Annotated in this window: 14 protein-coding genes and 1 riboswitch; of the genes, 7 read left to right on the top strand and 7 right to left on the bottom strand. The window is 52.3% G+C overall.

Annotated features, from left to right (window positions below; translation table 11 throughout):
- Positions 1-52 precede the first annotated feature (52 nt).
- A complete protein-coding gene (locus O5O45_RS21485) occupies positions 53-1261 on the top strand; it encodes an MFS transporter (protein ID WP_305901382.1) in 1209 nt (402 codons plus the stop codon).
- Positions 1262-1328: 67 nt separating this feature from the next.
- On the opposite strand, the gene O5O45_RS21480 is transcribed toward O5O45_RS21485, so the two are convergent.
- Positions 1329-2708 (bottom strand): hypothetical protein, encoded by a 1380-nt coding sequence (locus O5O45_RS21480; protein ID WP_305901381.1) that lies wholly within the window; start codon positions 2706-2708, stop codon positions 1329-1331.
- 66 nt (positions 2709-2774) lie between these two features.
- Here O5O45_RS21480 and O5O45_RS21475 point away from each other — a divergent pair, with 66 nt between their 5' ends.
- Positions 2775-3449 carry a PrsW family intramembrane metalloprotease gene (locus O5O45_RS21475; protein WP_305901380.1) on the top strand — a complete coding sequence of 225 codons (675 nt, stop codon included), beginning with the start codon at positions 2775-2777 and terminating at the stop codon, positions 3447-3449.
- 10 nt (positions 3450-3459) lie between these two features.
- Complete coding sequence (locus tag O5O45_RS21470; RefSeq protein WP_305901379.1) at positions 3460-4212, top strand: DUF5071 domain-containing protein; 753 nt, start codon at positions 3460-3462, stop codon at positions 4210-4212.
- Between the two features lie 34 nt (positions 4213-4246).
- Here O5O45_RS21470 and maiA read toward each other — a convergent pair whose 3' ends face one another.
- From maiA to O5O45_RS21440, 6 genes are all read right to left on the bottom strand, one after another.
- Positions 4247-4894 carry a maleylacetoacetate isomerase gene (gene maiA / locus O5O45_RS21465; protein ID WP_305901378.1) on the bottom strand — a complete coding sequence of 216 codons (648 nt, stop codon included), beginning with the start codon at positions 4892-4894 and terminating at the stop codon, positions 4247-4249.
- A complete protein-coding gene (locus O5O45_RS21460; protein ID WP_305901377.1) occupies positions 4891-5874 on the bottom strand; it encodes a fumarylacetoacetate hydrolase family protein in 984 nt (327 codons plus the stop codon). The genes maiA and O5O45_RS21460 overlap by 4 nt, the downstream gene beginning before the upstream one ends.
- 22 nt (positions 5875-5896) lie before the next feature.
- Complete coding sequence (locus O5O45_RS21455; protein WP_305901376.1) at positions 5897-7024, bottom strand: homogentisate 1,2-dioxygenase; 1128 nt, start codon at positions 7022-7024, stop codon at positions 5897-5899.
- The gene (hppD, locus tag O5O45_RS21450) at positions 7017-8114 is read right to left on the bottom strand and encodes a 4-hydroxyphenylpyruvate dioxygenase (RefSeq protein ID WP_305901375.1); all 1098 of its coding nucleotides are present in this window, start codon (positions 8112-8114) and stop codon (positions 7017-7019) included. Before hppD ends, O5O45_RS21455 begins: the two co-directional genes overlap by 8 nt.
- Before the next feature lie 192 nt (positions 8115-8306).
- Entirely contained in the window at positions 8307-9125 is an 819-nt protein-coding gene (phhA, locus tag O5O45_RS21445) for a phenylalanine 4-monooxygenase (RefSeq protein WP_305901374.1), read from the bottom strand.
- 237 nt (positions 9126-9362) lie between these two features.
- Positions 9363-10046, bottom strand: a complete 684-nt coding sequence (locus O5O45_RS21440; protein ID WP_305901373.1) for a phospholipase D-like domain-containing protein — start codon at positions 10044-10046, stop codon at positions 9363-9365.
- A gap of 218 nt (positions 10047-10264) precedes the next feature.
- Between O5O45_RS21440 and O5O45_RS21435 the strand changes: the two genes are divergently transcribed.
- The 4 genes from O5O45_RS21435 (at position 10265) to O5O45_RS21420 (ending at position 14608) form a co-directional block, all read left to right on the top strand.
- Entirely contained in the window at positions 10265-10651 is a 387-nt protein-coding gene (locus O5O45_RS21435) for a hypothetical protein (protein ID WP_305901372.1), read from the top strand.
- A 146-nt stretch (positions 10652-10797) separates the two neighbouring features.
- Positions 10798-10986, top strand: coding sequence for a DUF3012 domain-containing protein (locus O5O45_RS21430; protein ID WP_011394921.1), 189 nt, complete (start codon positions 10798-10800; stop codon positions 10984-10986).
- Between the two features lie 145 nt (positions 10987-11131).
- Positions 11132-11328, top strand: a riboswitch (cobalamin riboswitch).
- Between the two features lie 111 nt (positions 11329-11439).
- The gene (locus O5O45_RS21425; RefSeq protein WP_305901371.1) at positions 11440-13386 is read left to right on the top strand and encodes a TonB-dependent receptor plug domain-containing protein; all 1947 of its coding nucleotides are present in this window, start codon (positions 11440-11442) and stop codon (positions 13384-13386) included.
- 31 nt (positions 13387-13417) lie between these two features.
- Positions 13418-14608, top strand: coding sequence for an NHL repeat-containing protein (locus O5O45_RS21420; protein WP_305901370.1), 1191 nt, complete (start codon positions 13418-13420; stop codon positions 14606-14608).
- The last annotated feature ends 41 nt before the right edge of the window (positions 14609-14649 follow it).

The following is a 14649-nucleotide window of genomic DNA, read 5'->3' as shown; positions in this document are numbered from 1 at the left end:
TGCTTTGCTGTTGGATGTGAAAGCGCTGAATGATTAAGGATTGAGTAGGATTATGCGCGCTGTATTTCGTATTAAAAACGACCTCATAGCGGCCATTATGGTCGCCAGTATTCTGTTTCTCGCCATAGTCAGCCTGGGGCTTTCTCTGGCTGTCTTGCCGTTGTACGTAAATAAAACGCTGGGCTACTCTGCGTTTTATGTGGGGATGGTGGTGGCGATTGAGTCTGTGTCGACGTTGCTTTCCCGCGCCTACGCCGGCAGGTTTTCGGATAATCATGGTCCCAGAAAAGGGATGGTGTTGGGGCTCGCATTGACCTTCAGTGCAGGGATGCTGTGCTATTTGTCATTTGCGTTGTTGCCGGCATCGGTTCTTACTTTTGTGATTATCTGCTTTTCCCGTATTTTGATGGGAATTGGCGAGAGCCTGATTTTTACCTGTAGCGGAACTTGGCCAATCGGGCTGGTTGGGCGGGAGCATGCCGGTAAGATTATGTCCTGGGTGGGGATCGCTATGTTTTTAGGGCTGGCCGCCGACAACTATGTCGGCGCCTGGTCTTATTACTCAGTAGGCATTGTCTATGCGGCGCTTTTCATGAGCCTGCCGCCAGTCATTGGCTTTGTATTTGTGGCGGTTGTCCGTCCCGTGGATGTGCATCCAGAAAGAAGCGAAATCAAGCTCGCTTATGCGATCAGTCGGATCTGGAAGTCGGGGTCAGGCTTTTCTCTCGCGAATATTGGCTATGCGGCGATTACCGCTTTCCTGGTGCTGTACTTTGTAGAAAGCGGCTGGCGGGAAGAGGCGGCTTTCTCTTTATCGCTCTTTGGCGTGGGCTATGTCTGTGCGCGTTTGACGCTGGGTTGGAGGGCGGACAGTTCTGGACTGAAAATGACATTGTTCTCACTTCTCATAGAAGCGGTGGGACTGCTATTGATTGGACTGGCGACCTCACCGCAGCAGGCCATGATAGGCGCCTTCCTGACCGGCTTTGGCCTGTCCATGGTGTATCCGCTACTGGCGCTGCCAGCCCTGAAAAGTCTGCCGGATAAGAATATTGGACTGGCGCTGAGCACCTATGAATCCTGCTTTGATATTGGAATTCTGATTGCGGGCATTATCGGCGGCTCGATCGTCTCCTGGTTCGGCTACGAATCTATATTTATTTTCTCATTCTTTTGCTGCCTGTTAGCGATGGCGTCTACGGTGTTGGCGTTCAGACAGTTGGAAGAAGAGCAAATGGAGCCGGTTGCGGCGGCGAGTTAACTCGCTGCATAGACGGGTTAAGCTGGATCAGCTGGAGCGTATGGTAATCCGCTCCGGCTATAGAGCGTCACTTAGGCTGCGCCTCGGGGAAGAGTAGTGCGTAGGCGTCGAAAAAGGACAGAGCGTCTTCTTCGGTAGAGGCGTCTGCGAGGGTTTTCAACTCAGGCTTGAGCGCCAGCCTATAGCCGTCCAGAAGGTGCTCGATACTATGCAGTGTGGGATTGTGGTTGATGGCGTCAGGCATCATCTTCAGGATTGCATCCACATAGTCGAGATTGCGATGAATCGCGTCTTCAGAATGCAGGCTGGAGGCGACCCATAGGTGGTTGAGTTCCTTACCTGAGGTGCGCTTTTCCGAGTCGGCGGTTTGCACGACGGTGGTTCCATATACAACCGTGCACAGCTTTTCTTCCGCTTCGAACTCGCCATTTCGGTTGGCGTCGTACCAAAACTCATAACCCAGCTCGTGGGTGAAAGCTCGGGCGTCGATGTTGATTCTGGCGACAGGCTTGCTGTCTGGACCAACCTCCAAGCCTTGATACAGGGAATAGCCATCGAACCAACTGCGAGGACGTCCCAGAAAATTACTCAGGGGATACTCTTCTTCAACACGATAATGAGCGCCCAAAATGTTGAGGTCGCTGCCCTGGTGAAAAAACAAATCTCCCAGCAAAATGCCGTCTTCCTGCGTTTCCATGAGCAACTGCTGGCGTTCGTCCTTTAACTTTGTGCCGGTGCGGATGCGTTCGCCCAACATGCCCAGCATGCCTCGACCTTCGATAACGGTATACAGCGGTTTAATCTCGTGGACGTCGCCGTTGTTGATGGAGCCATACACTTCGGTCTCCTCCCGCCCAAAAGTGGGATCATTTTCGTTGATGGCGAAGACAGGAATAAGCTGGTCTTCAACAAGAACTCGGCCGATCAGCGCCTCCTTGCGGCCCGCCAGCCCCAGCCACTTTCGGACTTCGCGCTCTTCAGAAGAGGCCAGCAAGACGCCGTTGGCGTCTTTAACCTGAAATGTCTCCACCTTGCCGTTGTCATTGGCGTTGATCTCGGCGATGACGTCGCCACTGGGAAGATTGATGTCGTTATCGCCCCAGAAATTGTACGATCTGCTTCCCCGGCTGACGCCGCTGTAGACTCGAATTACAGACTGATAAGGGACATCCTGATTGGCCCCTGCATTCCATGGATAGGTTGTTCGGCTTTCTGCAATGGTCAGTACGGCGTTGGTGACAGGGTAATCATTAAAAGGCAGACTGCAGATGAACTTAATAATTCCCCATAGAATGAATGCGGGAATGATATAGAGCCCATAGCTAAGTAATTGATAAGTAAACTGCATATCTACGTAATGGATGAGGCTTGTCAGTAGTGTGTTGGATATGTGAGGCGTTAGCTGGCCGAGTATATCATAAGGTGATAGTATTTCGGCCCGACTCATTGTCGAGTCCTTATCCCACATGAAGTTTGCGCCCGCGGCGCTTTATATTTGACGCGATATATAGCAATGGAATACTGGTCTTTACTCTATCTTCCGTGCCTGTTCTGGGCCGCCTACCACTACTACAAAGACCGGCATAAGCCAGAACCTGTTGTAATGCTGGTGCTGGCCCTTGTTTTAGGGTATTGCTCCGCCTATATCGGTTTATATTTGTATGAAGCGTTGGATTATATTCATTTGCGTTTTGACGCCTATGAACTGGCGGAAAGCTCAAGTCTGCAATTATTTTTATATTCCGTTTTAGTCATAGGGCCGATAGAAGAATTAGCCAAGTTTATTCCTTTTCTTCTTATCATCGTGAGATTGCCGCACTTTGATGAACCGATAGACGGCATTATTTATTCCTCGTTTATCGCGCTCGGATTTTCATTACATGAGAACAGTTATTACCTGACCTATCTGGAGGGATGGGAAGCGCTGGCCAGGTCGCTGACGGCGCCGATGGTCCATGTCATGTTCGCCTCCATTTGGGGCTATGCGTATGGTTATACTGACTCTCATGGCGGCAATCGATACCTCGTGACTCTTTGCTTTCTCCTCATCGCGATGTTTCTGCATGGCGTGTTCGACTTTTTCAGTATTGGGTTATCCATCTGGGCGAATATTGCGCCGCCACTGTTGATCCTGGCGATCTGGATGTGGCGGTTGCGGATTCTGCACCGCGTGCAAAACGAGGCTTGATGGTGCGCGTATGATTAATTCCAACGATTACGTTTATTCCTTGCAGGCGCTGCGCTTCTGGCTCGAAGACATGACGCGCCGTTTGCACTCCCGCGCCAATCTTGATCCTGACGAAGAGGAATTAATGCTTCAGGTAGAGCTATGTTATGAGGACGTCTGGCAGGCGTACGCTTCTACCTATGACCCATCGACAAACATGGTTCACCCTGATTTATTACAACGATCCGCCTGGGTTCATAGTCCAGAATGGCCGGAAGCGCTGCAGGAACTGCGCCCGGAAGATAAATGCGATACGGATAAAGCAAAGAAATTACTGCAATTACCGTTTGAGCGCATTGAACCTTGTTTACCGGAAATGCTGATGTGGTTGCAGGACCCCAATTGGCCTGTCGCGGGCGCCATTGTCGAGCCCTTGGCGGCGCTGGGGGACAAGTTAACTCCCGCGTTGCTGCAGGCGCTCCAAATGGCGCGTCAGGATAATGATTCCTGGTGGGTGTCAAATCTCATCCTTAACCTGATCAACAGGCTGCCGGCGAGTTCAGTTGAGGCGCTTCGAATGGAGTTGTCACACTGGATAATGAGTGAAGACCAGGAGTTGAGCGTTCAGGTTATCCAGCTCTTGTTGCGTCATAAGCTGGGCGACCAGCAGAATCTGCGCAGATGGGCGCGGATAAAGATAGATGCGTACGCTGAGTATATTGCAGAGTTGCAAGACGCTCTCAAGGAAGAGGAAGAGGAAGAGGAAGAGGGAAATCAACCGTAGCTAACTTCCCTTGTAAGGAGCCTGATACGAACAACTAAGTCGCGTCCGCCTGTTGCTCTGGCGCTGCTTTCTGGAAAGCTTCCAGCTTCAAGCAGTTGTCGTTGATCACCCGTAGTCTCGGAAAGTCCGTCATCGGGCAGTTGAAACGGTCGGCGTTGTATACCTGAGGAATCAGGCAGACATCCGCCATCGTCACCTGCTCTCCAAAGCAATAGGGGCCTGCATCCGCATAGCTCGCCGCCATCTGCTCAAGCGCCTTGAAGCCTTCAAGAATCCAGTGCTGATACCACACCAGCTTTTTCTCCTCACTGACTTCCATGGGGCCGGTCAGATATTGCAACACCCGCAGGTTATCCAGCGGATGAATGTCACAAGCGATAATCTGACTGAAAGCCCGCACCTGGGCTCTGGCTTTGGGATCTGCTGGCAGCAGAGCGGGAGTCGAATGACTGTCCTCCAGATACTCAATGATGGCCAGAGACTGGTTCAGGCGAAACTCGCCGTCAGTCAGTAGCGGTACAAGGCCCTGAGGATTCAGCGCCTTGTAGTCCGGCTGGCGTTGCTGACCGCCGTCTTTCACCAGATGCACGCTATGGGCTTCGTAGGGAAGCCCTTTCAGATTCAGCGCGATGCGAACTCGATAGGCGGCGCTGGAGCGCCAGTAATCGTAGAGGCGTATCATGAGTGGCGCGTCACTTTCTGGTCGATGGCGCCGAAAATTGAGCGCCCCTGTTTATCCAGCATCTCAATACGCACTTGGTCTCCAAAACGCATGAACGGCGTTTTCGGCGAGCCGTTTTCGATGATCTCCAGCATGCGCACTTCCGCCAGGCAGCTTGAGCCGGTGGAGCGGTCTTTGTTGGAGACTGTGCCGGAACCGACGATCGCGCCAGCAGAGAGTGGACGGGTTTTCGCTGCGTGAGCGATCAGGGTGGGGAAGTCGAAGGTCATATCGACGCCCGCGTTGGGTTGGCCCAGCAGCTTGTCATTCAAATGCGTGATCAGGGGTAAGTGCACCTTGCCGCCGTCCCAGGCGTCGCCTAACTCATCCGGCGTTACCGCCACGGGAGAAAAGGCGCTGGAGGGTTTGCTCTGGAAAAAGCCGAAGCCTTTCGCCAACTCACCGGGAATCAGGTTGCGCAGGGATACGTCGTTAACCAGCATCAGCAGGCGAATATGTTTGCCAGCGTCCGCGGCGTCGACGCCCATACGGACATCGTCGGTAATCACCGCCACTTCCGCTTCCATATCAATCCCCCAGTCTTCCGAAGCCATGGCGATATCCTCGCGAGGCCCCAGGAAGGCGTCGCTGCCGCCCTGGTACATCAGTGGGTCAGTCCAGAAGCTTTCCGGCATTTCCGCGCCGCGGGCTTTGCGCACCAGCTCCACATGATTGACGTAGGCGCTGCCGTCAGCCCACTGATAAGCGCGGGGCAGAGGGGAAGCGCACTGGTTGGGGTCAAACGCAATTGCGTCTTTGACTCGGCCTTCATTCAAGGCGTTGTACACCTCTTCGAGCGCGGAAGAGAGGTCGTTCCACTGGTCCAAAGCGGCTTGCAGCGTGGGAGCGATCTGTGGGACGGCGACGGCCTGTTGCAGGTCGCGGCTGACGACAACCAAAACGCCGTCCCGCGAATTGCTTTTTAGTGTTGCGAATTTCATGGATATTGCTCCTTAACCGTCGCTATTTCATTTTCCAACTGTCTGCGTATTCGATGGTCTCCACCTGACAGGCGGCCGGTCCGACTTCCAGCGCATCGCGGGTATCGAGCATGACGGCGACTTCATCGGTTTCTTTGCGGGTGTATTCGAGTCCCGCGGCGAACGCTTTGGGGTGCGGCCCGTGAGTGAAACCGGAAGGATGGAAGGTCACCATGGCCGGGCCAATATTGTCGCGGCTGAAGAAGTTGCCTTGATGGTAGAAAATGACCTCATCGAAATCGTCATTGTTGTGGTAGAAAGGCACTTTCAATGCGCCCGGATCGGACTCGATCGGGCGGGGCACGAAGGTGCACACCACAAAACGACTGGCGACGAAAGTAGAGTGCGCTGACGGCGGCAAGTGGTAACGGTGAGACGCCAATGGGCGAATGTCGCGCCAGTTGATGCGCACCACGGACAGATCGCCGTGCCAGCCTAGAGCGTCCAGCGGGCTATAAGGATAGGTCACTTTGGAAATGGCATTGCGACGCTTGATCTCCACCACCCATTGGGTGTCGTCCTGCTGGGCGAGGAAGGCGTCGTCAATGCGTGGGACGTCCAGCATGGCGGGATCAAAGATCGCTTGCGGACCCACCAGTCCTTTTTCCGGCAACTGATAGCTGTCGTTAGTGGCTTCGATCATCAACATGGTGATGGGAGACTTGGGTTCCAGTCGCCACATGGTGCTGCGCGGCAGCACGACATAATCGCCTTCGCGCACGGTCAGGCGGCCGTAATCACAGAAGAAGTCGCCTTCCCCTTGGTGAATGAAGAACAGATCGTCGCCATCCGCATTGCGGGCGAGGGTGTCCATCTTCTGCGTGCAACGCCAGTAACGATACTGGCAGTGCGCGTTGTGCAGCAATACTGGGGCGTCGAACGGAGACTTGGTCTCGATGTTCAGCCTGTTGAGGTCAAAAGCCCGGGGGCGCAGCGGCCCTTCCCAGCTATCCCAATCGGTAGGCGGACGCTTGTGGTGGAAATGGGCGGTGGGCCCGAAGAAACCGCTGCGTCCGGCTTCCCTTTCATAGATGGCTTCGCTGGGCAGGTCTGCGTGGGCTTGTCTGGAGACAAGTCCTTCTTTATGCGGAAAAGAGATCCACTTACGCATGTTCCTTCTCTCCGGCGTTGGGTGACAGCAGACCGCGGCGAATCTGGTCTTCCTCAATGGATTCAAACAGCGCCTGGAAGTTGCCCTCGCCGAATCCTTCATTGCCTTTGCGTTGAATGATTTCAAAGAAAATCGGGCCGATAACGGTGCTGGTGAAAATCTGCAGCAGCAGGCCGTCGTTATCGTGCGGCGCGCCGTCGATCAGGATGCGCAGATCTTTCAGGTTCTCTACATTTTCATCGTGGCCGGGGACGCGGGCGTCGATTTTTTCGTAGTAAGTATCGGGAGTGTCCATGAACACGACGCCAGCTTCACGCATATCGCGTACGGTCTTGTAGATATCCTCGGTGGACAGCGCGATATGCTGGATGCCTTCGCCTTTGTACTCCTGCAGATATTCTTCGATCTGAGACTTGTCGTCGGCGGATTCGTTGATCGGAATGCGGATTTTGCAGCAGGGGGAGGTCATGGCGCGGCTGTGCAGGCCGGTCAGCTTGCCTTCGATGTCGAAATAACGAATCTCGCGGAAGTTGCCGATGCGCTCATAAAAGCCGGCCCAGGTGTCCATGTTGCCGCGGAAGACGTTGTGAGTCAGGTGGTCCAGAGTGGTCAGGCCCAGGCCTTTCGGGTGTTTGTCCACGCCGGGGAAGTACTCGAAATCAATGTCGTAAATGCTGTCTTCACCATATTTATCAACAAAATAAAGCACGCTGCCGCCGATGCCATACACTGCAGGGATGCGAACTTCTTCGCCTTGAACGTCGCCTTGGTCAAAGGGCTTGGCGCCTTGAGATACGGCGTATTCGAAAGCTTTTTGCGCGTCTTTGACGCGGAACGCCATAGCGCAGGCGCAGGGGCCATGATCCATGCTGAATTTGTGGAAATAGCTGGGGACGTTTTCGTTGACCAAAAAGTTGATGTCGCCCTGACGATACAGGGTGATGGCTTTACGCTTGTGTTTGGCGATGGCGGTGAAGCCCAGCGTTTCGAAAAGAGGTTTCAGGCTTTCTGCGCCTGCTTTGTCTGGAGCTCCAAATTCAACGAATTCAAAACCGTCAGTGCCAAGTGGGTTTGTATATACATTACTCATGATACAGTCCTCTGTATTATCAATTAAAAAACGCGTAATGGAATTGTCGTCAGCCGGGGCAAAGCCCCGCTTAGCTCCATTGGGCGCGTATTTCTGCGGCTATCAATAGCTTCAATGCGAGTAATGCAAAATCGTTCATAACCTTGGTGGATTTAACCTGCTTCGTCTGTACGTCGTCGCCGTTCCCGCGCATCAGGCGCCGGCGGCTAACTTCTCCGTATTGGATTGTTGTTTGGGTGGAAAAGTCGGGGCGAACAGCCCAAGTTCTTTGGCTTGGCGCACTTTATCCATGATGTCGCAGTGGGCGACTTCGTAAAGCTGTTTGAGGCCATCCAGCACATAATAAATAGGTTGCATGATATCGATGCGGTAAGGCGTTCTTAGCACATCCACAATATCAAAGGGGCGGCGTTCCGGCGTATCGGAGAAGCAATATTGCGTCTCGCCGATAGAGGACAGAATGCCGCCGCCATAAATTCGTTGTCCCTCAGCGGAGTTCATCAGGCCGAACTCGACGGTGAACCAGTACAGCCGCGCCAGGAAGATGCGGTCTTCCTTGGAGGCTGAGTAGCCCAGTTTGCCGTACATTTGAGTGAATTCCGCGAAGTAGGGGTTGGTCAGCATCGCGCAGTGACCGAATATTTCATGAAATATGTCCGGCTCCTGCAAATAGTCCATTTCATCCGGCGTGCGGATAAAGGTGGCGCAGGGAAATTTCTTATTTGAGAGCAGGTCGAAGAAGGTATCGAAGGGGATCAATGCGGGCACTTGCGCCACTTCCCAGCCAGTTTCACGGCGTAATACGGAGGAAACCTCCTCTAGTTGGGGGATACGGTCTTCGGGTAAATCCAGTAACTTCAGTCCATGAAGGTATTCGTCGCAGGCCACATTGCGTATGACCTTATGTTGTCGTGTGATCAGCTCACGCCAGACGGCGTGTTCCGAATCAGGGTAGGCGATAAAGCCAGATGCGTCAGGCTCTCTCGCAACATACTTTGTACCTTTGCCCATTTTCTCACCTCGTGACGTGTCAGGAAGGGTGTATTCCATGGCACTCTTATTATTCTACCGGCTTGTGGCCGGCTTCATCTGGCGGCCGTCAGTTGGGTTGGACGGCGCGAGGTCGGATTTTTTCCGGCCGGGCCTTCCTCTGATTAAATGACAATCCGCAGAATTTGTCTATACATTGCTAATAACGGCTGGCGATTAGCGAGTGAGATTTAATGACAATTTTTATTCGTTCACGTCTTAGTCAGAGAAGGTGCGCCATAGCTTGGCGAACTCTCCGGAGAACTCTTTGACGAGGCCGGGGTGATCAGTAACCACGATGTTTTCCTGGTTATAAGTGCTGGCGCTGCGAGTCCAGTTAAAGCTGCCGTGAATCAGCACGCTGTCATCGATCAAAGCGAATTTATGGTGCATATGGTGGGGTTCATCGTCCATCTTCACAGAAATGCCGGCTTCTTTAAATCGATTGATGTCGCTGCCGCGATCGAAGGACTTGTCATTGTCCGTAATGATGCGGATTTTTAGCCCCCTTTTATGGGCGTTAATAATTTCGTCCGCGATTTTGTCGTCAGAAATGGTGAAAACGCAGATCTGCAAACTGCTTTGAGCATGACGTATGCGCTCGATGATTGCACGACGACATTGCTCTCCTGGGCTGAAGTAAGCCCGCGTTAAATTGCTCTCATCCTCCCCCGAGTCCAGGGCCTTGATCACCCGCTCCAGCCACTTCAATGCTCTGAGCGCCCCATCGCCTCCATTGACGATCAACGGACGGGTTAATTCAAAGGCGCGATTACGCATGAAACGCACCTGATCCGGCTGTAAAGTCTCAAGCATCGCCAGCAACGCCTGTTTCTCAGCATTATCGAACCTTTCATCCGTGAGGGTTTGTTGGAGGAAGAAAGTTAGTTGGTCCAGTTGCATTGTGCTTACGCCTTTTACTTCGAAACTCGGAAAAGAGTAACTTTTTGAGTCGCAAATCGAAATAGTGACAGGCGTCGTCGAGGGAGATGGAGGCTAGTTTGGAAATTTCCCGTCGAGCAAAAACAAATGTTGCATTTGTACGGTGAGTATTATGAATTGTAAGCCTTTTGTTCGGGCAGTGTGAGTTACCAGTGATAAAGTCTAGGTACGGCAAAATTTTGCTTATTGTTCTTTTACAACTGCTGACGGCCGTTTTCGTCTTTCACTTCATATCTATCGTTTATTCAGAACAGCAGGCGGCAGCCAATGGGGTTAGCGCAATTGAGGTTAAGGGCGGCGTGCGTTACCTGCTACTGCCGCTTGTCGTCACGGTTATCACTATCACAGGAGTGATCGACCGGAGATTAGATTCGGCATTCTTTAAAAAAGCGCAGGGAGGAATTATTTTTGCTGCCTTATTATGCTTGCTTTTTATAGGTTGGTGGATGGAAATGTCGGTAGTCTACTTTATTGAAAGCATGGGATATCGGGATTGTGGAACAACATATTCAGGGGTGTGGTTGAATGTTTCACTTTACGCGCACGCATCTGAAGCATGTCCTTAATACACTGTTTTAGCGTTGTTTGTGCTGGTGACCCATATCTTCAGAGAGGTCGACAGCTAGGGGCCGGCAGTCACTCCAATTTCTATCTCTCTCCTGTATACTTGCTCGCTAAAGATGAATTGATGACTTGTTATTCAGGATTTCCTATGGCGATTAAACGCGTATCTTCTTGGCTATTGGTGGTGGGGTTGAGCTTGGGCGCTTTGGCTGGCTGTTCTCCGGAGGTGGGAAGCAAGGACTGGTGTGAGGATATGGCGACCAAGCCGAAGGGCGACTGGACGGCCAATGAGGCGACGGATTACGCTAAACACTGCCTGTTCCGCTCTGACAGCTAAGCGAGCAGTCCCAGGTTGAAACGTTGGGATAAACGAGATGCTCTTCACATTTAGATAGTTATCAACAGGTTGCCGCCACTGCGGGGCCTGTGATTTCAGCGAGGCGCTTTGCGCGCCTTGACTTTGCTGGGGCGGCCATTTAGCTTACGCCCCCATTGCATCAGGTGTCCTGAGAACATTCGTTCAAGGGATGAAACGGGAAGTCGGTTTAAATCCGACGCTGCCCCCGCAACGGTAAATGAGTCAAACGACAACTCCCTGTCACTGCGTATTCGCGGGAAGACGTTGTCGCCGGCCTCGCCACTCATAAGCCCGGAGACCGGCCTGACGCCTGCTGATCGCGTGGCTTAGCGGAGGGCTTTGCCGGGATTCGTCTGACTCGACTCCTTTCCCTCTGTGCTTGTATTCGCTGCGTAACAATTGCATCCACTGGCGCTACTCTTTCGGAACATTATGAGGCTTGTAACCCTTTTGCTTTTAGTTGGCTCACAACTGACCGCCGTTCGCGCGGAAGAGTTGGAGCCTGTTGTCGTCGAAGCCAAGGCTCCATCTGCGGATGAGATTGACGCGGAGTATCAAACTGGCTTTGTGAAGGTGATCAAGCGCGAGCAATTCGACTCGAAAGTCGCGACCGTCGCAGACGTGCTGAAAAATGAAACCGGCGTTCAAGTACGGCAGAGCGGTGGACTGGGATCATACTCCGCCGTTTATCTGCGTGGCTCTACCAGTAAGCAGGTGAACGTTTATCTTGATGGGGTATTGCTGAACGACGCGACTGGCGGCTCGGTGGACTTGAGTCAGATACTGCTGAGCGGTATTGAACAGATTGAAATTTATAAGGGCGCGACGCCGATTCAGCTGGGCTACTCTGGCGTTGGCGGCGCTATTAATATCAAGTCCCTGCGCTTCAGCAAGCCCCTCAGGCAATTGAGTCTTGGATATGGCTCATTCAACAGTCGCAAAGGGGCGCTTACCTTCGCCGATAGTGTGGGCGAAACCAACTACCTCGCGTCCCTTGATTATCTCGGCAGTGATAACGACTTCGAGATGCTGAACGATAACCAGACTGAATTTAATCCCTACGATGATCGCGTGGAGCGCCGTCGCAACGCAGACTTCAGTCAGTTCAACGGCATGCTGATGGCGGAGCGCAGCCTCTCGGATCGCACGGACTTGCAACTGATGGCGCAGCACTTTAATAAAGACCAGCATTTGCCCGATATCGCCAACCTGGAGAGTACGCGGACTAGCCTGGATACTGATTTCACTCGTCTGCAGAGCAAACTGAGCTTCGCCAGAAATGCGCAGGAAAATTATTCGGGGCGTATTTTCTGGTCCACCCAAGAAGAGCGTTATGACGACAGTCAAAGCCGAATCGGCCTGGGCGTGCAGAAAACGCGCGCTGACACAGATGTGGTCGGCGCCGAGTTATATGGCTCCTATTCAATCGGCTTGCATCTGCTCTCCGCTACGTTGGAAGCGCGCCGGGAAACTTACCAAGAAGAAGATCTGACTGGGCGCAGCCAGAAGCAGGAGTTTGAGCGCATGACCTATCTATTGGGCGTTCAGGATGAGTGGGCGGATGTGGAAGACATTTGGCTGGTGCGTCTTAGCGCACGCCAGTATTTCCTTAAAGACGAAACCCCTGCTGCGTCTTTGAGCGGGCGCACCGAGGAAGCCACCGATTCCGCTCAATATCACTCTTTGCAGGCTGGCGTTCGCTATCGTCTGACAGATTGGCTGTCTCTAAAAACGAATGCTTCCCGAGATGTGAGGTTCCCTCAGTTAGCGGAGAAGTTCGGCGATAGAGGATTCTTCATTGGTAATAGTGAGTTGCAACCGGAAACAGCATTGAACGGCGACATCGGATTTGAAGTGGGCGTAGATAGTTTTAGTGTATCTGCAGCCTATTTCTATCGGGATTTAAAAGATGCTATCGTCCCCTCTTATGACTCAAGGGGAGTCGGCCGCTTTGAGAATGTCGGCAAAGCAAGGGTTAGCGGAGTGGAAGTGGACGCCATGTATCGACCTGTTCCCGCCTGGACGTTTATCGCCAGAAGCACCGCCCAGGACACAGAAAACCTGTCAGACGCCCGTGACCTGCACGGCAAGCAACTGGCGGGCGCTTACACCTATTCCCACTTTTTATCCGCCGCCTGGAATATCGGTCGTATCACCACGTCTGTCGAATATCGCCATGAATCCGGGGCGTATTACGACAGCGCCCAGGAAACGGAAGTGGAAGATCAAAACATTGTCGATGTAGTGGGTCGCTGGTCCGATGGCGAAACGACCGTTGAAGTCAGCGCAAACAATGTGACCGATGAGGTCGTTGAAGCCTTTAACGGTTTCCCCTCTCCCGGACGTCACTATTTTGTGACTTTACAGCATTTATTTTAGTTTCTTGTTTAATAACTAAGAGGACGCGGGCATGCAACAGAGTATAGCAACAACGTTGAGATGGGCGGGTTTAACCCTGGCGTTTGCGACGATGGCGGGTTGTGGCGGCGGTGACAGCGGTAATGGCGGAACAACGCCTAATTCGGAGTGGGTTGCGGTTATCGCTGGTGTGGCGAATGACTATTCATCGAGTGAAGTCTCAATTGCATCTGCTGAAGCGCCATACGATGTTGTAGAGGGGTATGCCAGCTCCAACAAGTCAGATATGTCTGTAGCGGCGTATGGAGACAGTTTTTATCGTATTGGACGATTTAACCAGGATAATATTTCGAAATACAACTATGACAGTCCAGGCGTGTCTGACTGGCAGTTCACTACCAATGACGATGGCGAATCACTCAGCAACCCTTATGACATAATATTTGTCAGCGATACAAAGGCATACGTTTTGAGGTATGGCGATTCGTCTATTTGGGTGGTGAACCCATCTGTTGCTTTAAGCGATGAGGACCTGTTTAAAACAGGTGAGATAGACCTGAGCAGCTACGATGATGATGGCGTTCCAGAGATGTCAGCGGGGGTGATATACAATGGCAAGTTGTATGTCGTTATGCAGAACATGGACGCTGATTTCGCCCCAGGAACGGCTTATCTTGCGGTAATTAATGTCGCCACTAATGAAGAAATAAATATCTCCGGTGGAGCCCAAAAAGGCTTGGCTCTGAATATCAAAAACCCACATACCATCATAGAGCAGGGCGGTTCGATATTTATCGCGGGTCTTGGGCGGTATGACGATACTTTTTCAAGTCCCGCCCGACCAGCTGAGTACACGGGGGGCATAGAGGTCGTAAATCCAAGCACCTATGACCACTATGTACTCATCGACGATGGCAATGATGTCAGTCATCCGTATGGTTTGATCACGGATATGACCATCGTTTCTAATACGGTGGGCTACTTCAACGGTTATGAAGAATTCCAAAAAACTTCTCTTTATCGTTTTAACCCAAGTACGGGAGAAGTTGTTGCTTCGGCGATCCCTGGTACGGCCAGTGTGGATTTACGTTCTATCGCCGCCAGTCCAACGGGGGAGCTGTGGTTTGGCATAGGTGGAGCAAATCCTGACTTGGTTATCGCTAACACATCGACTGAAACCATCATCAAAACTATCGGCGTTAATAAAAACCCAGCAGAAATAGTTTTCGCTGAAAAAGACTGACGTGGTCGTACATGCGCCTGTTTCAGCAAGTCGTTTTGACA

Origin of the sequence: Hahella sp. HNIBRBA332 (genome assembly GCF_030719035.1) — a bacterium.
In the GTDB taxonomy this organism is placed as follows: domain Bacteria; phylum Pseudomonadota; class Gammaproteobacteria; order Pseudomonadales; family Oleiphilaceae; genus Hahella.
This window is presented reverse-complemented; position numbering and strand designations above follow the sequence as displayed.